The sequence below is a fragment of the Pseudomonas sp. QD4 genome (assembly GCF_049199125.1).
Taxonomy (GTDB): Bacteria; Pseudomonadota; Gammaproteobacteria; order Pseudomonadales; family Pseudomonadaceae; genus Aquipseudomonas.
The window spans coordinates 328353-349647 of the sequence record NZ_JBLZOM010000001.1 but is presented as its reverse complement, the minus strand read 5'-3'; the positions used below and the strand labels follow the sequence as shown (position 1 = coordinate 349647).

18 protein-coding genes are annotated in these 21295 nt (G+C 65.3%); 4 read left to right on the top strand and 14 right to left on the bottom strand.

Annotated elements, in window-relative coordinates; all coding sequences use genetic code 11:
* Positions 1-10: 10 nt before the first annotated feature.
* From ACOZJV_RS01445 to ACOZJV_RS01435, 3 genes are all read right to left on the bottom strand, one after another.
* Entirely contained in the window at positions 11-1015 is a 1005-nt protein-coding gene (locus ACOZJV_RS01445) for an NAD(P)H-dependent flavin oxidoreductase (RefSeq protein WP_421546601.1), read from the bottom strand.
* Between the two features lie 109 nt (positions 1016-1124).
* Positions 1125-2486 (bottom strand): MFS transporter, encoded by a 1362-nt coding sequence (locus ACOZJV_RS01440; protein WP_421546600.1) that lies wholly within the window; start codon positions 2484-2486, stop codon positions 1125-1127.
* Positions 2487-2533: 47 nt separating this feature from the next.
* On the bottom strand, positions 2534-4237 hold the full coding sequence (locus ACOZJV_RS01435) for a long-chain fatty acid--CoA ligase (protein WP_421546599.1): 1704 nt from the start codon (positions 4235-4237) through the stop codon (positions 2534-2536).
* Positions 4238-4630: 393 nt separating this feature from the next.
* Between ACOZJV_RS01435 and ACOZJV_RS01430 the strand changes: the two genes are divergently transcribed.
* Together ACOZJV_RS01430 and ACOZJV_RS01425 are read left to right on the top strand one after the other, a co-directional pair.
* Positions 4631-5062 (top strand): PaaI family thioesterase, encoded by a 432-nt coding sequence (locus tag ACOZJV_RS01430; RefSeq protein ID WP_421546598.1) that lies wholly within the window; start codon positions 4631-4633, stop codon positions 5060-5062.
* 335 nt (positions 5063-5397) lie between these two features.
* The gene (locus ACOZJV_RS01425) at positions 5398-6186 is read left to right on the top strand and encodes an IclR family transcriptional regulator (RefSeq protein WP_020299389.1); all 789 of its coding nucleotides are present in this window, start codon (positions 5398-5400) and stop codon (positions 6184-6186) included.
* A gap of 54 nt (positions 6187-6240) precedes the next feature.
* Here ACOZJV_RS01425 and ACOZJV_RS01420 read toward each other — a convergent pair whose 3' ends face one another.
* From ACOZJV_RS01420 to ACOZJV_RS01370, 11 genes are all read right to left on the bottom strand, one after another.
* The gene (locus tag ACOZJV_RS01420) at positions 6241-7731 is read right to left on the bottom strand and encodes a CoA-acylating methylmalonate-semialdehyde dehydrogenase (RefSeq protein WP_078469053.1); all 1491 of its coding nucleotides are present in this window, start codon (positions 7729-7731) and stop codon (positions 6241-6243) included.
* Between the two features lie 45 nt (positions 7732-7776).
* Positions 7777-8136, bottom strand: coding sequence for a RidA family protein (locus ACOZJV_RS01415; RefSeq protein WP_078469052.1), 360 nt, complete (start codon positions 8134-8136; stop codon positions 7777-7779).
* Between the two features lie 151 nt (positions 8137-8287).
* Positions 8288-9082 carry an IclR family transcriptional regulator gene (locus tag ACOZJV_RS01410; RefSeq protein ID WP_078469051.1) on the bottom strand — a complete coding sequence of 265 codons (795 nt, stop codon included), beginning with the start codon at positions 9080-9082 and terminating at the stop codon, positions 8288-8290.
* 88 nt (positions 9083-9170) lie between these two features.
* Positions 9171-10340, bottom strand: coding sequence for an NAD(P)/FAD-dependent oxidoreductase (locus ACOZJV_RS01405; RefSeq protein ID WP_421546597.1), 1170 nt, complete (start codon positions 10338-10340; stop codon positions 9171-9173).
* Positions 10337-11815 carry a 2Fe-2S iron-sulfur cluster-binding protein gene (locus ACOZJV_RS01400; RefSeq protein WP_421546596.1) on the bottom strand — a complete coding sequence of 493 codons (1479 nt, stop codon included), beginning with the start codon at positions 11813-11815 and terminating at the stop codon, positions 10337-10339. The genes ACOZJV_RS01405 and ACOZJV_RS01400 overlap by 4 nt, the downstream gene beginning before the upstream one ends.
* Positions 11812-12630 carry an ABC transporter permease gene (locus ACOZJV_RS01395; RefSeq protein ID WP_020299019.1) on the bottom strand — a complete coding sequence of 273 codons (819 nt, stop codon included), beginning with the start codon at positions 12628-12630 and terminating at the stop codon, positions 11812-11814. Before ACOZJV_RS01395 ends, ACOZJV_RS01400 begins: the two co-directional genes overlap by 4 nt.
* A 4-nt stretch (positions 12631-12634) precedes the next feature.
* Positions 12635-13522: an ABC transporter permease gene (locus ACOZJV_RS01390; protein WP_078469048.1), complete on the bottom strand. Its 888-nt coding sequence runs from the start codon at positions 13520-13522 to the stop codon at positions 12635-12637.
* A complete protein-coding gene (locus ACOZJV_RS01385) occupies positions 13519-14601 on the bottom strand; it encodes an ABC transporter ATP-binding protein (RefSeq protein WP_020299017.1) in 1083 nt (360 codons plus the stop codon). The genes ACOZJV_RS01390 and ACOZJV_RS01385 overlap by 4 nt, the downstream gene beginning before the upstream one ends.
* A gap of 99 nt (positions 14602-14700) precedes the next feature.
* Positions 14701-15732 (bottom strand): ABC transporter substrate-binding protein, encoded by a 1032-nt coding sequence (locus ACOZJV_RS01380; RefSeq protein ID WP_421546595.1) that lies wholly within the window; start codon positions 15730-15732, stop codon positions 14701-14703.
* A gap of 118 nt (positions 15733-15850) precedes the next feature.
* Entirely contained in the window at positions 15851-17281 is a 1431-nt protein-coding gene (locus ACOZJV_RS01375) for a gamma-aminobutyraldehyde dehydrogenase (RefSeq protein WP_201132206.1), read from the bottom strand.
* A gap of 29 nt (positions 17282-17310) precedes the next feature.
* Entirely contained in the window at positions 17311-18648 is a 1338-nt protein-coding gene (locus ACOZJV_RS01370) for an NAD(P)/FAD-dependent oxidoreductase (protein ID WP_421546594.1), read from the bottom strand.
* A 323-nt stretch (positions 18649-18971) separates the two neighbouring features.
* Between ACOZJV_RS01370 and ACOZJV_RS01365 the strand changes: the two genes are divergently transcribed.
* Both ACOZJV_RS01365 and ACOZJV_RS01360 read left to right on the top strand, forming a co-directional pair.
* Complete coding sequence (locus ACOZJV_RS01365; RefSeq protein WP_421546593.1) at positions 18972-20003, top strand: ABC transporter substrate-binding protein; 1032 nt, start codon at positions 18972-18974, stop codon at positions 20001-20003.
* Positions 20004-20070: 67 nt separating this feature from the next.
* Positions 20071-21102: a zinc-dependent alcohol dehydrogenase gene (locus ACOZJV_RS01360; protein ID WP_078469042.1), complete on the top strand. Its 1032-nt coding sequence runs from the start codon at positions 20071-20073 to the stop codon at positions 21100-21102.
* The last annotated feature ends 193 nt before the right edge of the window (positions 21103-21295 follow it).

Genomic DNA, 21295 nt, shown 5'->3' with positions numbered 1-21295 from the left:
CGGCAGTTGCCTACTCCAGGCTGACTGCCGCGGTGGGCCCCTGGAACTCGCCCGAAACCTTGTCCAGACGCAGGCGCGCTTCGCGGTACTCCCTGGCAAAACGTGCCACCAGAGCCTCGGCTGTCGGTACATGGTCAAGCACGCCAATACCCTGGCCACAGCCCCAGATTTCCTTCCAGGCCTTGGGCCGCTGGCGGTCGCTGCCGAAATTCATCTGTGAGGGGTCGCTACTGGGCAGGTTCTCCGGATCGAGCCCTGCCGCCTGCAATGACGGTTTGAGGTAATTGCCATGCACCCCGGTGATCAGGTTGGTGTAGACGATGTCGTCGGCACTCGCCTGGCTGACCATCTGCTTGTAGCCATCCACCGCATTGGCCTCGCGGGTGGCGATAAAGGCCGAACCGATATAGGCCAGGTCAGCCCCCATTGCCTGGGCCGCGAGGATCGAGCTCCCAGAAGCAATCGAACCCGAAAGCAACAGGGGTCCGTCGAACCATTGGCGGATTTCCTGCACCAGGGCAAAGGGCGACAGCGTCCCGGCATGCCCGCCCGCCCCCGCCGCGACTGCGATCAAGCCGTCAGCGCCCTTGTCGATGGCCTTGTGCGCGAATTTATTGTTGATCACATCGTGCAGCACGATGCCGCCATAACTGTGCACCGCCTGGTTGATCTCGGGGCGCGCACCCAGGGACGTGATGATGATCGGCACCTTGTGCCGCACACAGACCGCCATGTCCTGCTCCAGGCGTTCGTTGGAGCGATGGACAATCTGGTTCACGGCAAAGGGGGCCGAGGGCCGCTCGGGGTGCAGCCGATCATGCTCGGCCAACTCCCGGGTTATGCGTTCGATCCACTGCTCCAGCTGTGCCGCAGGGCGGGCATTGAGTGCCGGAAACGAACCGACGATCCCGGCCTTGCACTGGGCGATCACCAGCTCCGGGGTGGAAATGATAAACAGCGGAGCGGCCACCAACGGCAGGCGCAAACGCCGGGACAACACCTCGGGCAAGCTCATGGAGCACCTCCTTTCAGAGCGATCAACATGCCCGTCACCGACGAAATTCGGCAACTGAGCCAGGTCCCATGCGCCTGCCGCTCCAGGGCTGGCGGCACAAGGCGTTTGTTCACTTGGTGGCCAGGGCGATCCCCGGACTGACCCTCGCCGCCCCGGCGGTTCCGGCAGAGAGCAACACCAGCAACCCGGCCAGCAGGTACATGCCGATGCCCAGGTACATGCTCGATACATGGCCACCGGTATGGCTGTTGATGACCCCGTTGAGCCACGGCGTCACCGCCGGCCCGAGGTTACCCAGGCTGCTGATCAGGGCAATGCCGGCCGCCGCGGACGCCACCGACAGGTATTCGCTGACCAGGGCGAAAAACAACGGTGTCGCCGCCTTGATTCCCAGGTACGCCAAGGACAGCGCCGCCACCGACATCACCAGATGACCGTTCAACAGCGTGGTGATGCCCAGGCCGAACACCGCCAACCCCATGCAGCAGACAAAGTGCCAGCGCCGCTCATGGCGTTTGTCCGAGTGCAGACCAATGACGATGGTGCCGACAATGCCGACGATGTTGGGGATGGTGGTGATCAATCCCACCAGCAACAGGTCCGCCACACCCCAGCCCTGGATCAGGCTCGGCATCCAGAACACCAGCATGTAGGTGGCCCCCAGGAACATGAAGTACGCCGTGGAAAGCAGGTACACCTTGGGATCGCGAAACATCTGGCCCACGGTGTGCAGGGAGCGGTCCTTGCGGTTCTTCAATTCCTGCGCCAGGTCGTCGCTCAGCAGGCGTTTCTCAGCGGTGCTCAGCCACTTTGCCTGATCCGGGCCATCCTGCAGGTAAAGGAACGCCACCACACCCAGCACACTGGCCGGTAGCCCCTGGAGCACGAACAGCCATTGCCAGCCATTAAAACCGGCCACGCCGTTGAGGTACTTCAAGATGCTGCCGGACAATGGCCCGGCGATCAGGCCGGCGCACGCCGCAGCCGTCATGAACAAAGCAATCACCTGGCCACGCCGGGCCGCCGGGAACCAGAAGGTGAAATACAGGATGACCCCAGGGAAAAACCCGGCTTCAAACGCCCCAAGCAAAAACCGCAGCACGTAGAACTGCAGCGGGGTGCGCACGAACATCATCGCCGATGCCACCAGGCCCCAGCAGACCATGATCCGCAGCAGGGTCTTGCGCACCCCGCTGCGCTGCAACATCAGGTTGCTGGGCACTTCGAACAGGAAATAGCCGACGAAGAAAATGCCCGCGCCCAAGCCGTACACCGCGTCGCTGAACGGCAGAGTCTGCTTCATCTGCAATTGTGCGTAGCCGATGTTGACCCGATCAAGGAAGGCAACCATGTAGCACAGCATCAACAACGGCAGCAGGCGCCAGCGGATCCTGGAATACAGCGAGTCGAGCCGAGCAGCATGGGTCGGCAGGGATTGCGGACCTTGGACGTTTATTATTTTTGTTGTCATGGTCATCTCCGGCAGAGTGGGTAATTGCTGGGACGGGGGATCGGTGCTCAGGTGCCCGCGGTTTCACGCTCCTGCAACAGGCGCCACATGACTTTGCCCGAGCCGGACTTGGGCAGGCTTTCGACGAATTGCACCTGGCGCGGCACCTTGTAGGCCGCCATGTGTTCACGGGACCAGTCGATGATCTGCTGCTCGGTGGTCTGGCCCCGAGCTTCGCTGCGCAGGACCACCAGCGCCTTGACGCTCTCGCCCCGGTAGGCGTCCTGGCTGGAGATGATGCAGGCCTCGTGCACCGCCGGATGCTTGAACAGCAGGGCTTCCACCTCGGCCGGCCAGACCTTGAAGCCGCTGGAATTGATCATCCGCTTGAGCCGGTCGGTGAGAAAAAAGTAGCCCTCTTCATCCATATGCCCCAGGTCGCCGGTGCGGAAAAACCGCTGCCCCTCCAACTCGATAAAGGCCGCCGCCGTGGCCTCGGGGTTGCGCCAGTAGCCCTGGAACAGCATCGGCCCACGGCTGACGATTTCCCCGACCTCGCCGGGCTCGAGCTCGCGCAGGGTATTGGGGTCGACCACCCGCGAATCGACGCCGAAGAACGGCATGCCCAGGCACTGCAGCTTGGCCCGTTCGGGTGGGTTGCCATGGGTGGCCGCTGCGGTTTCGGTGAGCCCGTAGCCTTCGAGGAAGGTCAGCCCGAACTCCTGTTGCAGGCGCTCGGCCACGGCCTGAGGCATCGCCGCCCCGCCACCGTTGATATGAACCAGCCCGCCCAGGCCGAAATCCTTGTAGTTGGGGCTGCCGAACAGGTCGATGACCATGGTTGGAATGCAGGTCCAGTGGGTGACCTTGTGCCGCGAAATCAGGCGCCCGGCGAGCTCCCGGTCCCAGCGCGGCAGGATCACCGTGCTGGTGGCATCGAACACCGCACGCAGGACAAAACACACCAGGCCGGTGATATGGAAAAACGGCACCACGCCCAACCCCACCGAGGCCACCGTGGACTGGGTCCAGCAGCCGGTGACGGCATTGCTCATCAAGCTGCGGTGGCTGTGCATGCAGCCTTTGGGATGGCCAGTGGTGCCCGAGGTGTATTGCAGCATCGCCAGATCGTCCGCCTCGGCGGTGTGCGGACCGAGGGGCCAGGCCTGGCCGAGTATCTCGCTCCAGCGCAGGCAGGCTGCGGGCAATGCCGGCTCAGCGCGCAGCCAGGCATCGGTGGCCTCGGCAGCAAGCTCGGCCGGGTCCATGGCGGAGACAGGCGGCATCGCGTCGCTGTAATGGGTCACCAGCACCTGCCGCAGGCGTTCGTGAGGTTCAAGGGTTGATTGGGCGGCCTGCACGGTCGCCGCCAGGTCGGCGGCGCAGATCACCACCTGTGCCTGGGCGTCCTGCAATTGGTAGGTCAACTCCTCCATCTTGTTCATCGGGTTGACCGGCACCACCACCGCATTCGCCCGCAGGATGGCGTAATAGGCAACGACGAATTGCGGGCAGTTCTGCAGGTACAGCGCCACCCGATCACCAGCCTTGACCCCCACGCGTTGCAGCCAGCCGGCCACGGCCTGCGCCTGGGCCTGCAAGGCGCTGAAACTCAGGGGCTGGCCAAAAAACAGGTAGGCGGTCTTGTCCGGGTAGCGCCGCGCAGACACCTCCAGGTTGAACCACAGGGAAGTGGCCGGGACCGATAACGCGTGTGGCAGGCGTTTAGGCCAGACGCGTTGGTGGGGGCGCACGCTGCTGATAGTGGGCATCGAGACTCCTTGACTCCGAAGGTGATCAAGCACGAGTTGCGCTGGCAGGGGCTCTTGCGGAGGTCCCCCGAGCGGCCTGGATCAGGGCCGGCAACGCTTGCGCGACCTGGCGCCTGGGCCCTGTTCGCGGCTTGCCGGCGCTGAACGCGATAAGGCAGGCACAGGTCGCAGTGGCCGTCACATCAGGGCCGATCCTGCCCCATGACGCAAGCCTATTTCAATCTTTTTTATTTCGCACTGCGGAATATGGTTCCATATATCTCATGAAATAATTAGATTCATCCGCTTAACTGGACTTAAATAGACCTTTGCGAAACACCGTACAGCCATCGCTGGCACGGGAAGCAACCCTTGATTCCTGTCTCACTGACTGACCCACACGAGCTATCGCCCATGACCGCCGTTCATCCGCAACCACCGCAGCAAGACCCCTTCAACGGTTTTTCCGCCCATATCGGCCTGGTCCTGCACGAGTACAACCAGGCGCAAACCATCATCGGCTTCACCGTGCAGGCCCATCACCTGAACCGGGCCGGCAACCTGCACGGCGGAGTGATCGCCTCACTGGCGGACTCGGCCATGGGCATGAGCGGAACCTGGCACGCCGTTCCCGCCCAACGGCGACTGGCCCTGACCCTGTCGCTGAACATCATCTACATGGCTGCTGCCCCCCCCGGGACCGAGGTCCGAGCCGTGGCACGGACCCGGGGCGGTGGCGCCAAGATCTTTATGGCAACCTGCGACCTGCTCGACGTCGAGGGGCAATTACTCGCGAGCGCAGAAGGGGTTTTCAAGCGCGGGCGCCTCGCGCCGGATGGCGACTGAGGCGATTGCGCGGCGCGCGTGCAGACAAGCCCAATACACGCGCCTGCCACGCACCTGCGAAACCGGGTTTCGACAGGGAATCGGCGATGTCAATTCAAGCGGTTCCGCGCTACCATTTTTCAGTTGAATTTCACGAACCTGCTGTGTGGTCACTCGGGTCTGTAGGAAAACTTGCCGAGCAAAGATCAGGCAAGGCAAAAACAGGCGAGGAAGCGGAGTGTAGAGGCCTACATGAGCATTCTGAGCGTGTTTTTAACGCAGCATGATCGAAGCGCAGGTAGTTTTCGTGCAGACCTTAGGCACTGGACCGGCACCAGCCCCCATCGGATACGCCTATGCACGACCAGAACGATTCCCCGGAAAAAGACCCCAAGGACCGCAAGTTCGTCGAGGCCCTGGCCCGTGGCCTGGAAGTCCTGCGGGCCTTTACCCATGGCCATGCGGTGCGCGGCAACCAGGACATCGCACGCATCACCGGGCTGCCGAAACCGACGGTTTCGCGCCTGACCTACACCCTGACGCAACTGGGCTACCTCAAGTACAACCAGGACCTGGAGAAGTACCAGCTCGACTCCGCCGTGCTGGCCCTCGGGTACGCCTACTCCGCCAGTCTGCGGGTGCGCCAGCTCGGCAAGCCGTATATGGATGAGTTCTCGCGCCGGACCAACACCACCGTCAGCCTGACCTGCCGCGATCGGCTGTCGATGATTCACGTCGACAGCAGCCGCCCGCCGGAAGTCGCCAGCCTGCGCATGGAGCCCGGCGTACGCCTGCCCCTGGCCACCAGCGCCGCCGGGCGTGCCTACCTGGCCGCCACGCCGAAAAACGAGCGCGACCATCTGTTGGGGGAAGTGGCGAAAAAGGCCGGCGACGAATGGCCGGCCCTGGAAAAATCCCTGGAAGCCTCGTTCCGCGAATACGAGTCCCTGGGTTTTTGCCTGTCCCTGGGCGAGTGGGACCGCAACGTCAATGGCGCCGGCGTGCCGCTGCACCTGGCAGACGGCAGCATCATGGCCCTGACCTGCGGTGCCCCGAGCTTCCAGCTGTCGAGCGAGAAACTCGAAAACTCCCTGGCCCACCAACTGGTGATGCTGGCCCGGGACCTGGAAAGCCTCGGCGTGTAACCCCGGGCCCAGGCCGATGACCAGGGACGCTGCCCTGGTCATCGGCCTCGACGCTTACAGGCTGGGAAACGCGAACTGCGTGGATTCCTGAGTGGCCGCCTTCGGCCAGCGCTGGGTAATGGCCTTGCGTCGGGTGTAGAAACGCACGCCATCGGGGCCATAGGCATGCAGGTCGCCGAACAGCGAGCGTTTCCAGCCGCCAAAGCTGTGGTAGGCCACCGGCACCGGCAAGGCCACGTTGATCCCGACCATGCCGACTTCGATCTGATCGGCAAACAGCCGCGCCGCTTCGCCATCCCGGGTGAAGATGCAGGTGCCATTGCCGTATTCGTGCCCATTGATCAGGGCGATGCCCTGCTCCAGGCTCGCCACCCGCATCACGCACAACACCGGGCCGAAGATTTCGTCGCGGTAGATGCTCATCTGCGGCGTGACCCGATCGAACAGGCAACCGCCGATAAAAAAGCCCTGTTCATGCCCCGGCACTTGCAGCCCGCGACCGTCAGCCAGCAGCTCGGCACCCTCCTCGACCCCGGCGTCCACATAGGCACTGACCTTGGCCAGGTGCGCAGCCGTCACCAACGGCCCCATGTCCAACCCTGGGGATGTGCCAGGGCCGATTTTCAATGCCGCAATCTGTGGCAGCAGGCGCTGGATCAAGGCATCCGCCACCTGATCGCCGACGCACACCGCCACTGAGATCGCCATGCAGCGCTCACCGCAGGAACCGTAGGCCGCGCCCATCAACGCCCCGACCGCACTGCCCAGGTCAGCATCGGGCATCAGCAGCGCGTGGTTTTTCGCCCCGCCCAGGGCCTGGACGCGCTTGCCGCGCCGGGTGCCCTCGGCGTAGATGTACTCGGCGACCGGGGTCGAGCCGACAAAGCTCAGGGCCTTGACCTGTGGCGCTTGCAGCAGCGCATCCACCGCTTCCTTGTCGCCGTGCACCACGTTGAGCACGCCCTTGGGCAGGCCCGCCTGGTTCAACAGCTGGGCGATCAGCAGGGTCGAACTGGGATCGCGCTCCGAAGGCTTGAGGATGAAGCAGTTGCCGCAGGCGATGGCCAGGGGGTACATCCACAACGGAACCATGGCCGGGAAGTTGAACGGGGTGATCCCGGCCACCACACCCAGGGGCTGGAAATCTGACCAGCAATCGATGGCCGGCCCGGCATTGCGGCTGTATTCGCCCTTGAGCAGCTCCGGGGCACCACAGGCGTACTCGACGTTTTCAATGCCGCGCTTGAGCTCGCCCAGGGCGTCTTCCAGGGTCTTGCCGTGCTCCAGGCTGATCAGTTGCGCGATGGCTTGCTGATGCTCTTCGAGCAACTGCTTGAAACGGAACAGGACCTGGGCGCGCTTGGCCGGCGGTGTGTCGCGCCACCCCGGGAAAGCCGCCACGGCCGCCTCTACCGCCAACTGCACGGTGGCGCTGTCGGCCAGGGTCAGTTGGGCGATGCTGGCGCCGGTGGACGGGTTGAAGACCGCGACCTGGCGCGTACCCCCGGCCAGGAGTTGGCCATTGATCAAATGTTCGATGCTCATGCTCGGTACACCCTCGCTGAAGCGGGCGCCGTGGCGCCCGGAAAATTAATGGCTGAGGGCCGCCTGGACGGCGATCTCGACCAGGATGTTCTCGGCCGCCAGGCTCGATTCCACGGTGGCCCTGGCCGGCAGTGCGTCTTCCGGTACCCAGGCATCCCAGGCGGCGTTCATCTGGGCGAAGTCCTGCACCGCGTGCTTGAGCCAGACCTGGGCGAACAGGATGCGGCTCTTGTCGCTGCCGGCTTCGGCCAGCAGTTCGTCGATGCGGGCCAATACCTGGCGGGTCTGGCCCTGGACATCCTGGCTGCGGTCGGCGGCGACCTGGCCGGTGACGTAGACGATGCCGTTGTATTCCACGGCGTGGCTCAGGCGTTTGCCGTTGGGCTGGTAGCGTTTGATGGTCATGCTGGCCTCTCTTCAGGGGTCGGTGCGGCCGAGGTATTCGGCCGGTTTCAAGAAATCGCGGGCGAACGAAACCCGTGACGGCGATCAATCGCCGTCGGGCAGGTTCAGTTCACAGGTTCAGGCAGCGGCCACCCCGGCGGGCGGCCGTCAGTCAGCCAGGCATGCGCCGCAGGCTGCGGGCCGCACTGGAAATGGCGCGGGCGGCATTGATCACCTTGGGCGCCAGTTCGCGCCGGGCGTCCTCGAGGTTCCAGCGGCTGAACGGCACCGCCACGTTGACCGACCCCAGGGGGTAGCCGGCGGCATTCACCACCGCTGCCGCGACGCTGATATCACCGGCGTAGTACTCCTCGTTGGCGTAGGCATAACCTTCAGTGCGTGCCTGCTCGATCACCGCCTGCAGTTGCCCGAGGTCGGTCACGGTGTTGGCGGTGTAGGCCTGGCGGTTGGACTGTTCGAGGATCGCACCGGACTCCGCCGCCGGCAGCGCCGACAGGTAGGCGCGCCCCGCCGCCGTGCAGTACATCGGCAGGCGCCGGCCCAGGGGAATATGCAGCGAGATCTGCTTGTGGCTGGGGAAGCGCGCCACGTAGAGCATGTCCAGGCCGCAGGGCTCAAGCAGGTTGCAGCTCTCTTCGATATCGCGGTTGAGTTCATGCAGGTACGGGTTGGCGCGCTCGATCAGGTCGCTGGTCTGCAAGTAGCCGGTGCCCAGGTCCAGGGACATGGGGGTCAGCCGGTAGCGCTTGGTGTCCGGCTCCTTGCACAGGTAGCCCAGGGCCTCGAGGGTGAACAAGGAGCGTTGCACCGTGCTCTTGTTGAGCCCGGTGGCCTCGGCGATTTCCGCCGGGCTCATGCTCGGTTGCCCGGCGCGGAAGATCGCGATAATGGCCAGCCCCTTGGACAGCGCAGTGACAAACAGCGGGGATTCTTCAGGTGTGGTCATCAGGCAACAAATCCTTGATTGAGTGTGACTGCCGCGTCTGGGGCGCGGCTAAAAGCCGGACAGTGTGCAGGATACTGGCTGCCCGCGTTCATTCGAAGTGGCTCAGGACAATTCCCGGTTCGTGCACCGGGCAATTGCGTTGAAAACGGTCGACCGCGAACGGCTGCATGCGCTCGTCCACCACCCCGGTGACCAGGGCCCTGGCCAGCAACTCGCCAGCGGCCGGCGCGCCGGCATGTCCATAACACCAGCCGGCGCTCAGGTGCAGCCCGCCCAGGTGCGGGTGGGCGCCGAGCAGCGGCCCGAAGTCCTTGGAGATATGCACCAGCCCGGCCCATTGCCGCAGGATCCGCGCCGCCCCCAGTTGCGGGAACATTTCGGCGTAGGCCTTGGCCGTGGCGGCCATCACCGGCACGTCGGCGCCGAGGCTGACTTGCGGGCGCTCGGCCACTTCGGCGCCGCCCACCACTTCGCCACGGGCGGTCTGGTGCATGTAGCAAAGGCGGTCGAGCAAGGCCACCGCGGGGCCGATCAGGGCCCGGGTCGGCTCCAGGGCCATGGCCTCCAGGCGCATCGGGTAGCCTTCCAGCGGCACCCCGGCCATGTCCGCCAAGGCATTGCTCTGGGCGCCGCCGGCCAGGACCAGGGTGTCGCAGGCAATCCGCTGCTGGCCGACCCACACCCCTTCCACCTGGCCGTCGCGACGGTCGATGGCGCTGACTTCGGTGCGATAGCGCACATCCACTCCCCGGGCCTGACAGGCCTTGAGGTAGCCGTGCATCGCCGCATGATGCGGCGCCACCCCGCTGTCGGGCAGGTGCAACGCGGCGCTGACCCGTTCATGGGCCAGGGCCGGCAGAACCTTGCGCAGGCGCCCGGGGCTGAGCATTTCCGAGTCGATGCCGCAGTCACGGTGGACCTGCAGCGTGCGCTGCAGCAACTGGGCAGTGGCCTCGCGCTCGCCGACCATGGTGTAGCCGCGGCGGGAGAACATCACGTTCTGCCCCAGGCGCTTGGACAGCCCCAGCCACAGGCGGTTGGAGTGGGCGAAAAAGCGCGTCCATTCCGGCGAACTGAAGGCACCGCGGATCAGCGTGCCGTTGCGCCCGGAAGCCCCGCCCTGCCAGTAGCCGGCGTCGAGCACCAGGATGTCGCGCACCTTGAGCTCGGCCAGGTTGAACGCCAGGGCCAGGCCCTGGATGCCGCCGCCGACAATCACCACCGACGCCTGGCGCGGCAGCTTGCTTGATTCCGTCATTGCAAAGGCTCCACCACATCCACCAGCCCCGCCGCCTGGGCCACGGTCAGGCTGCGCCTGGGTGGGCGCAGGGTCGGTCGGGCCAGGGCCTGCAACGGCAGACCGCTGCGGGCGCTGACAAAGGCGCGCAAGGCATCCCAGCACGGCTGTCCCTGGCACGGGCCCATGCCGCAGGAGGTCAGGCGCTTGATCACTTCCAGGTCGATGACGCCCTCATCGATCAGCGCCGCGACCTCCTTGCCTGAGACGTCCATGCAGGGGCACAGCAGCAGCGGCTCAAGATCACTGACCGGCAATACCTGGTCGGCCCGCGCCGCGCGGCCGATGCGCTGGAAGCGACTGTTGCCGCTGCGCAACTGGCCCAGGCCGTGGGCCGCGCTCTGAAATTCCAGGCTGGCCTCCTGCAACCAGGGGCCGACGTGCACCAGGGCATCACAGACAATCGGCTGCTCGAACATGACGCTCTCCACCGCATGCCGGCCCTTGATGCAACGCAAGCCCTCCAGGCTCTTGACCGCCACCACCGTCACCCCGAGCTGACGCAGGCGTTCGGCGACCTGGGTTTCCTGGCCGGTGCCGGCCACCACTACCGCGCGCCCTGGTGCCACTGCACACTCATGGGCCAGGGCCAGGGCGCAGCGGGCGTCCATCACCCCCGGTAGCCAGGCCCCCGGCACCAACGGCGGACAACTGCGGCTGCCGGTGGCCAGCAGCACCTCGCCGGCACTCAGGGCCACGGCACCCTGACTCGGGTCCTGGGGCGCGGCCAACAACAAGTCGCCGTCGCGATAGGCGCCAAACACCTCGACCCCGTACAGGGTGCGCACCGCCGCCGCCACCTCGGGCACCCGCTGCCCGGCCGCCTGCAACCCGCGCCCAGGACCAGGGCCACGGGACACCAGCAACACATCCCGACCCTGCTCGGCCGCCGCATTGGCCGCCGCGCACCCGGCAGGGCCGGCGCCAATCACCAGTACCTCGCAGCTCAGGGCCCGCCCCTGGGGCAATGTCTGGCCCGCCAGGCGCGCACGGTCTGCCGGCCGGGCTACGCCGGCCAGGAACGCGAGCAGGGCTTCCCACACCTGAAACAGCCGGTTGCCACTGGGAATCAGGTTGCTGTGCTCGAAGCCGCCCTGGATCCAGCCCGACGGGATCCAGCGCGCCAGGCGCAACAGGTCGAAGCCGGGGCTGGGCCAGCAATTCTGCATCCCGGCCCGCAGCCCGGCGCGCACCCGGACCTGATCCAGGCGCACATTGGGCACGCCATCGACCCGCGCCAGCACGCCATTCACGTAACTGCCCGACAGGCCCATGGGCCGGTGCGACTTGCGGGTCCAGGCCAGGGTGCGAACACCGTTGGCCAGCAAGGCCGCGGCCAGGTGCTCACCCGGCCGGCCCTGCAGAGCGTGACCGTTCCAGAAAAACTCCACCGCCTGCTGCGCACCGTGGGCCAGGCGCGGACACGGCCGGCTCATGGCTGCGCCCTCTTCTTGGCCCGGCTCTGGGCCGTGAGGCTGATGGCCAGCATTATGATCGAGAGCAGGGTCATCAGCGTCGCCACCACCGCGATCACCGGGTCGATTTCCGAACGCAGCGAACTGAACATCTTGCGGGTCAGGGTCGAGGTGTCGCCGCCGCTGATAAACAGCGAAATCACCGCCTCATCCAGGGACACGGCAAAGGCGAACATCGCCGCGCCGATCACCGAAAAACGGATCTGCGGCAGGGTCACGTCAAAGAACGCCCGCAGCCTGGTGGCGCCGAGGATGCACGCCGCGTGTTCCTGGGTCATGTCATAGGAACGCAGCCCGGCCTCGACGTTGATGATCACGTAGGGCAAGGCCACCAGGGTATGGGCCAGCACCAGGCCGAACAGGGTGTTGTTCAGCTCCAGCCGCGCATAGACGAAGAACAGGCCGATGGCGGTGAAGATCACCGGCACGATCATCGGTGCCAGCATCAGCCCGCGCAGCAGCGCGGTGAAGCGCTTGCCACTGACATGCAGGGCATAGGCCGCCGCCGTGCCGAGGCTGGTGGCGATGAGCATGGTCAGGGTCGCGGTGAACAGCGAGATACGCGTCGCACTCTGCCACTCAAGGGAGCCGAAGTAATTGAGGTACGACTGCCAGCCCAGGGACTTGGGCGGGAAGCTCAGGTAGCGCGCATCCGACAGCGACATCGGCAGCACGATCAAGGTCGGCGCAATCAAAAACACCATCGCCAGCAGCATGAACAGGTAGAGCCAGCTGCGCTTGGCCTCGCGGACCAGGTTTCGGGATAGACGGGACATGGCTTCACTCACTCCGCTGACGAAGGCCGGCGACCTTCTTGACCAGGTACATCAGGGCCAGGGTCGCCAACAACAGAATCACCCCCAGGGACGATGCCGCGCCCCAGTTGGCGTACATCGACACGTCGCTTTCGATGCGCATCGACAGCATCTGCACCTTGCCGCCGCCGAGCAGTGCCGGGGTCACGTAGAAGCCCAGGCTGAGGACGAACACCAGGGTCGCGCCAGCGGTCAGCCCCGGCAGCGACAACGGCAGGAACACATCACGAAAGGCCCGCGCCGGCGAAGCGCCGAAGGTGGCGGCGGCCTGCTGGTAGATCGGGTTGATGCTCTTCATCGCCGCATACAGCGGCAGGATCATGTACGGCAGCATGATGTGGGTCATGCCGATCACCGTGCCGGTGAGGTTGTGCACCAGGGCCAGGGGCGTGTCCACCAGGCCCAGGCCGAGCAGCATTTCGTTGACCAGGCCACGGCGTTGCAGGATCACCAGCCAGGCGTAGGTGCGCACCAGCAAGGAGGTCCACAGCGACACCAGGAGCAAGGCCATGGCCAGGTTGGCCAGCAGGCGCGGGCCGTGGACCATGCAATAAGCGTAGGGGTAGCCGATCACCACGCAGATCGCGGTGACGATAAAACTCACGCTGAATGTCTGGCTGAAGGCCAGGGTGTAGATCGGCTGCAGCAGGCGGCTGTAGTTCTCGGTGGTCCACTGACCCTCGGCGTCGAACAGCGACAGGCCGAACAGCCAGCCGATCGGCAGCACAAAGGTCACCAGCACCAACAGCAAGGCCGGTAGCCCCGGGCTCAGCAGCCACCAGCCATGGCGGCGGCCGGCGCGTTGCAATTGCTGGCGATGGGGGGCCTCGCCAGGGTTGAGGGCCAGGTTCATGGCGCGTCCCCCACCACCAGGGTGTCCATCGGGTGCAGGCCCAGGCGTACCTGTTCACCACGCTGCGGCAAGCGCTCGACCTCGGAGCTGCGGGTCGGGCGGCGGATCGAGACTTCGGCGCCCTGCTCCAGGGTGATCTGGATCAGTTGGCTGTCGCCCTGGTAGATCACATCGCGGACCTGGCCTTGCAAGCCGTTGAAACCTGGCGTGTCGGCGCCGATAAATTGCAGTTTTTCGGGGCGCACCACCAGGTTCGGGTTAAGCAGCGGGCCAGCGGGCGGCGTGCATTGCAGCTGCGATTCGCCGAGCCACACCGCGCCATCGCGGACCTGCACCGGCAGGCATGAGGACTCGCCGACAAACTCGGCGATAAAGCGGTTGGCCGGGCGCTCGTAGAGGTTTTGCGGGGTGTCGATCTGCTGGATGCGGCCCTTGGTCATCACCGCGATGCGATCGGACAGGGTCAGGGCTTCGCGCTGGTCGTGGGTCACATAGACCACGGTCATGCCCAGGCGCTCGTGCAGACGGCGGATCTCCAGCTGCATGGTTTCCCGCAGGCGCTTGTCCAGGGCCGACAGCGGTTCGTCCATCAGCAGGATCTTCGGTTCAAAGACAATCGCCCGCGCCAGGGCGATGCGCTGGCGCTGGCCACCCGACATTTCGTCGATGCGCCGCTCCACCAGGTGATCGAGTTCCACCGTGGCCAGGGCTTCGTGCACCCGACGGCGGATGTCCTCGCGCTTGTAGCCCCGCAGCTTGAGCGGATAGGCCACGTTCTGGAACACGTTCATATGGGGAAACAGCGCGTAGTTCTGGAACATCATCCCCACGTCGCGCTTGTGCGGCGGCTCGAAGACCATCTCGCGGCCACCGAAGCGAATGCTGCCGCTGTCGGGCTGGACGAACCCGGCCAGGGCCATGAGCAAGGTGGTCTTGCCCGAACCGGACGAACCCAGCAGGGAGATGAACTCGCCACTGCGGATGTTCAACGACACATCGTCCAGGGCGGCAAAGGCACCGTAGGTCTTGGTCAATCGCTCGATGTCGATGGCGATCGACTGGCTTTTTTCTTGGGACATAGTCAACTCAGCGCAAGGTAAAGGCTCAACTTCAGGGCCGCCAACCACGCGGCCCGCAACCTCCCCGGCGGCCTGGACCAGCGGGGAGTCGAGCATGAATCAGTTTTGGATAAACAGGTCGAAGCGGCGTTGCAGCTCGGCCTGGTTGTCCACCCACCAGACCGGGTCGAACATCGCCACCTTGTCGATATTGGCCGGCGCGGTGGGCAGCGTGGCCGCCATCTGCGCAGGAATGATCCCGGTGTCGTAGGCCTTGCTGTTGATCGGCGGGTTGGGGATCAGCATCACCAGCCGTGCCTGGCTCTCTGCGGACATGATCTGGCCGATCAGCTTCATCGCCAGTTCCTTGTTTGGCGCGTCCTTGGGCACCACCACGCAATCGTAGTCCAGCAGCGCCTGGTCGTAGGTGTAGTCGACCGCTTCGCCGCCCTGTTTCAGCTCATTGACCCGCGAAGCCCAGATCGACAGGAAGTCCACTTCACGGCTGCGCAGCAACTGTGCCGAATCGCTGCCGCTGCGCCACCAGTTCACCACTTGCGGCTTGATCCTCTCCAGCACCTTGAACGCCCGCTCGACGTCCAGTGGGTAGAGGTTTTTCGGCGCCACGCCATCGGCCATCAGCGCCAGTTCCAGGGTGGTGAACGGTTGGCGGTACAGCGAGCGCGCGCCCTTGAAATTGGGGTCGAAGAACTCTTTCCAGTTCTTGGGCACCGCCTTGCCGGTGTCGGTGGCCCAGGCCATGACCGTGGAATAGGCATTGCTGGCGATCCAGTTCTTGCCGTACAGCCCCTTGGCCACGCCCGAGGTGTCGATCACCGAGAAATCCAGGGGTTCGGTCAGGCCCTGGCGCTCGGCCAGCACGCAATCGTTGGAGGCCAGTTCCACCACATCCCACTGCGGCTTGCCGGACAGCACCTGGGCACGCACGGCGGCCAGGCCATCCATGTTGTCCTCCTTGATGGTCACGCCCAGGGCCTTGGCCGCGGGTTCCAGGTAGGCCTTGCGCTCGGCATCCTGCAGGGCCCCTCCCCAGCCCGCGAAGGTGATGCTCGGGGCGGCCTGGGCGGCGCCGATGCACAGCAGTGAAAGGGTCAAGGCGCTGATGGTTCTGGTGCTGGCGGTGATCTGCATTGGGTGTATTCCCTGGGTCGTTGTCAAAGGACAGGCAACAGCTGAAACGCGGGCGTCCTGCCCTCCAATCGAACTCGATCCTGATTTTTATTCTGGGTATCGCCGGTGTCGCGGGTATTCAATCGTTGAAATTCAGCATCACATGCCGCACGCAGGTGTAGTCCTCCAGGCCATAGACGCTGAGGTCCTTGCCGTAGCCGGATTGGCGCTGGCCGCCGTGGGGCATTTCCGTGGCCAGGGTCATGTGATCGTTGACCCACACGCAACCGTACTGCAATTGGCTGGAGGTGCGCAGCGCACGCTTCACGTCGCGGGTCCAGACCGAGGCCGAGAGACCGTACTCGCTCTGATTGGCCCAGGCCATGACTTGCTGTTCGTCGTCGAAGCGGGTGACGCTGACCACCGGGCCGAAGACTTCCTTCTGCACGATTTCATCTTCGTGGCGCACTCCGGCAATCAGGGTGGGGGCGTAGAAGAATCCGGGGCCATCCACCACCGCGCCGCCCACCAGCACTTCGGCATGGGCCAGGCCACGGGCACGCTCGACGAAGCCGGCTACCCGCTGTTGCTGGCGGCGGCTGATCAAGGGCCCGAAATCGCTGCTCGGGTCGGTGGGGGCACCGGTCTTGAGCGTGGCAATGTTCGCGCTCAGGGCTTCGACAAAGCGGTCATGGATTGCATCGTCCACATACACCCGGCAGGCAGCCGTGCAGTCCTGGCCGGCGTTGTAATAGCCGCCGGTGCGCAACATGTTCACCGCTGCGTCGATGTCGGCATCGGCAAACACCAGCACCGGCGCCTTGCCCCCCAGTTCCAGGTGGGTGCGTTTCAAGTTGCTCGCCGCCGCCCGCACCACCGCCTGCCCGGTGGCGATATCGCCGGTGACCGAGACCATGCGGATCTTCGGGTGGCTCGACAGCTGCTCGCCCAGGCTGGCGCCACGTCCGGAAAGGATATTGACCACCCCGCGCGGGAAGATCTCGGCGCACAACCGCGCCAGGTACAGGGCACTCAGGGGCGTCAGTTCCGATGGCTTGAACACCAGGGTATTGCCGGCGGCCAGGGCCGGCGCGAGTTTCCAGGCAGCCATCAGCAGCGGGTAGTTCCAGGGTGCGATCAGCCCGACCACCCCCAGCGGATCGCGACGGATCATGCTGGTGCGCCCCGCCACATACTCCCCGGCGGCACTGCCCGACAGGCAGCGGCTGGCCCCGGCAAAGAAACGGAACACATCGGCCACCGCCGGCATTTCATGGCCTATGGCTTTTTGCAACGGCTTGCCGCAGTTCTGGCTTTCCAGGGTGCCCAGGGCCTCGGCGTGGCGCTCGATGGCATCGGCCAGCTTGAGCAGCAGCGCGGCACGCTGGCGCGGCGGGGTCGCGGCCCAGGCCGGAAAGGCCCGTTCGGCGGCGTCCACGGCCTGGTCCAGCTGTGCCGGAGTGGCTTCGGCAATGACGGCCAGTTGGCGCTCATCGGCCGGGGCGATTACCCGCTCTTCGGCACCCAGGCCCGGGACCAACTGACCATCAATCAAAAACTCACGGTAGATCATGACAAGCTCCAGAAAAATGACCCGCCTCAGCGGGCGTCTTGAAAGCGATACCAGCTGTAGGCCAGGCGTTGGCCCAGGCGCAGGAACGGCTGGAAGGGAAAGCGTTGTGGCACCTGGTGCAGGAAACTCGCGGCACTCGGCAGGCCAGTGCCCATCACCATGTCCGCCAGGCGCTGGCCGGCGTGCAGCGAAAACGACACGCCGCTGCCAGCGTAACCACCGGCGCTGAACACCTGGTCCAGGCCCGGCACCTGATAGATGTAGGGCAGCGAGTTCTGGCTCACCGCGACCCAGCCGCCCCAGCCGTAGTCCACTGGCACCTGGCCGAGCACCGGGAACTTGCGCCGCAGGGAGTCGAGGAGGAACTGACGGTGCACCGGGTTCTCGGCCTCGCGCCCGGTCACGGCGCTACGCCCGCCAAACAGCAGGCGGTTGTCCGGCAGGCGGCGGTAGTAGAACAACAGGTTGCGCGTATCGAACATGCAGTCAGTGGACGGCAGACTGTTGCGCACCTGCTCGGCGGATAACGGCGCGGTGACGATGATCTGCGAATGCACCGGCAGTACCCGGCCGGCCAGTTGCGGATGCAGGTCCGACGAGGTGTAGCCGTTGGTGGCCACCACTACTTTGCGGGCCCGCACCACACCGCCCGGGGTCACCAGCAGGTGGCCCTTGGCGTCACTGCTCCAGCCGGTCACCGGCGACGCCACGTGAACCCTGGCCCCGGCGGCGCGGGCCATGCGTTGCACGCCCCAGGCCAGTTTCAACGGGTGCATGGCAAAGCCGTCGGGCATGCGCAGCGCACCAAAGGATTCGGCCCCGGCATGGGCGCCCTGCAATTGCTCGGCCCCGACAAAATGCGCGGGGTAACCCAGCACCTCGTTGTACAGCCCGGCCTCGCGCTTGAGGCTTTCGGTGTGGGCGGCCTTGGTCGCCACTTTGTACACCCCGTCGGGCTGCACGTCGCACTCGATCCCGCCCTCGGCGATCAGACGCTTGACCGTGGCCAGGCCCGCCTGCATTTCGCCGAAGTAGGCCCGGGCGGTGTCCTTGCCGTAGCGGCCGATCAATTCCGCCAGGGGCACTCGGCCGCCGGATATCCGCGCAAAACTGCCATTGCGCCCGCTGCAGCCCCAGGCCGTGGTGTTGGCTTCCAGCACCAGCACCTGGGCGCCGTGATCCCGGGCCAGGTGCAGGGCACAGCTGAGGCCGGTATAGCCGGCGCCGATCACCGCCACGTCGACGTCCAGCGGCCCGGTGACCGGGCCGTCATCCGCCGGCGCCTGGCCGGCGGTATCGACCCAATAGGAAGCGGAGTGAGCTTCGCCCGTGCCGGGATGGGAATGCACCAATGGATCGTACATCTGGCCTCGCATTATCGCTGTGCGATATCAACTAATCGGTTTTTAACAGACTAGAAGCGAATGTCGATATCGGTCAACGATTATTTTTAACAACTTTCCCCGCTGTCGATTTCGAAAATCGCATTGACAGACAATCAAATAACCATAAGACTTGACTTTATTCGATTTTTAATTATCGCAATGCGATATTTAACAGCGAATCAGCGACCTCGATGACGCCTGAACAATAATAAATTTACGTTTCGCCACCTTGTGCCAGCCTGCCAACCACCCCTGTATCTGGGCTGACGGCTGCCCGAAACGCACCTCATAGGAAAATCGATATGAAACTGTCCCCTCTTTCCCTTCCCCGCTGCATCGCCGGTTGCCTGCTGTTGAGCGCGCACCTGAGCGCCGGCGCCGCCACCCTGACCTTCTCCGGTTGGGGCGGTGCCCTGCAGGACGCCGAGCGCAAGGCCTACCTGCAACCGGCCGCCGAGGCCCTGGGCATCACCATCAAGGAAGACAGCATGGATGGCCTGGCCGCCGTGCGCGCCCAGGTGCTGTCGGGCAAACCCAAGTGGGACATCGTCGAACTGGGCAGCATGGAATGCGCCCAGGCCCAGCGCGAAGGCCTGTCCGAACCCCTGGACTACAGCGTGATCGGCACCGATGGCGTGGATAAAAACGTGGTCGGCCAGAACTGGATCGGCACCCACGCCTACGCCACGGTGGTGGCCTGGGCCAATGACACTGGCAAGCCGGTGGCGAAAACCTGGAACCAATTCTTCGACCCTTCGGTAAAAGGCGCCCGCGCCCTGTACCGGCAACCCTGGCTGACCATGGAAGCCGCACTGCTGGGCGATGGCGTGGCCCCGGACAAGCTCTACCCGCTGGATGTGGAGCGGGCGTTCCGCGCCCTGGAGCGGATCAAGCCGCAAGTCGCCAACTGGTGGAGCGCGGGCGCCGATTCCGCGCAATTACTGCGCAGCCGCGAGGTGGATTTCCTGGCGATCTGGAATGGCCGGGTCAACGACGTAAAGCATGACGACGCCAATGTCGACTACAGCTTCGACGGCGCCCTGCTCAGCCACGACTGCCTGATCGTGCCCAAGGGCGCGCCGAACAAGGCCCTGGCGATGCAGGTGATCAACCAGATCATGAGCGCGAAAAGCCAGGCCATGCTCGCGACCTTTATTCCTTACGCGCCGGTCAACAGCCATGCCTACCAGACGGGGCTGATCAGCGAAGAGCTGTCCAAGCGCCTGCCGACCTCGCCGCAGAACGCCTCGCGCGTGGTGATGGTCAACCCCGACTGGTGGGTCGATAACCAGGACGCCATGCAGAAGCGTTTTGCCCTGTTCGTCGCCCAGTAAGCCCGCCCTCCACTCTCGAACGATCCGGCAGCCCAGGCGGGCTGCCCTTGAAACACAGGGGAACACCATGAGCAACACCATGAAGGCCGCCGTACTGCACCGTGTCGGCGAAGCGTTGAGCATCGAGCAGGTGCCGATTCCAGTACCCGGGCGCGGTGAAGTGCTGATCAAGGTGGTGGCCTGCGGCGTGTGCCACAGCGACCTGCACGCCATCGACGGCGACTGGTCTGAGCTGCCCCTGCTGCCGTTGATACCCGGCCACGAGATCACCGGGCACGTGGTGGCTCAGGGCGAAGGTGTGCAGCAACCGGCGATTGGCGAAGCGGTGGGCGTGCCGTGGATGTACAGCGCCTGCGGCACCTGCGAGTACTGCCTGGCGGGCATGGAAACCATCTGCGCCCACCGCGAATCCACCGGCTACAGCCAACCCGGCGGCTACGCCGAATACATGCTGGCGCCAGCGGCGTTTGTCGCGCGGATTCCTGACGGCGTGGACCTGTATGCCATGGCGCCGATTCTGTGCGCCGGGGTCACCACGTATCGCGGGCTGATGCGCTCCAGGGCCCGTCCCGGGCAATGGGTGGCGGTGCTCGGCATTGGCGGCCTGGGGCACGTGGCAGTGCAATACGCCAAGGCCATGGGCTTTCGCGTGGTGGCGGTGGACGTCTCGGCCGACAAACTGGAGCTGGCCCGCAGCCTGGGCGCCGACCGCCTGATCAACGCCCGGGAAGAGCCGGTGCAGGCGATCAAGGAGCAACTCGGCGGGGTCCACGCGGCCCTGGTCACGGCAGTGGCCAACGCCGCCTTCGAACAGGCCGTGGGCATGCTGCGCCCGGGTGGCACCGCCGTCTTCATCGGCTTGCCCGGCGGCGACGCCGACACCGTGCGCGCCTCGATCTCGGCCATCAGCGGCTGGGAACTGACCATCACCGGCTCCAACATCGGTACCCGCCAGGACCTCAACGAAGCGGTGGCCTTCGCCGCCCGGGGCCAGGTCACGGCGCAGATCGTCACCGAGCCGCTGGAAGCAATCAACCAGATATTCGAGCGCATGCGCAAAGGGCAACTGGTGGGGCGCACGGTGCTGAAAATCGCCTGAACACCACCCTCCCCCAACGCAAAACGCCGTTTGCCCTGAGTGAGCAAACGGCGTTTTTTTTCGGCCGCCGGGGGGGGGGGGGGGGGGGGGGCCCGCGGGGGGGCCGGGGGGGGGGGGGGGGGGGGGCGGGCGGATCCCGGTGGGCCGCCGGCGGGGGGGGGGGGGGCGCGGGGGGCGCCCGGGGGGGGGGCGG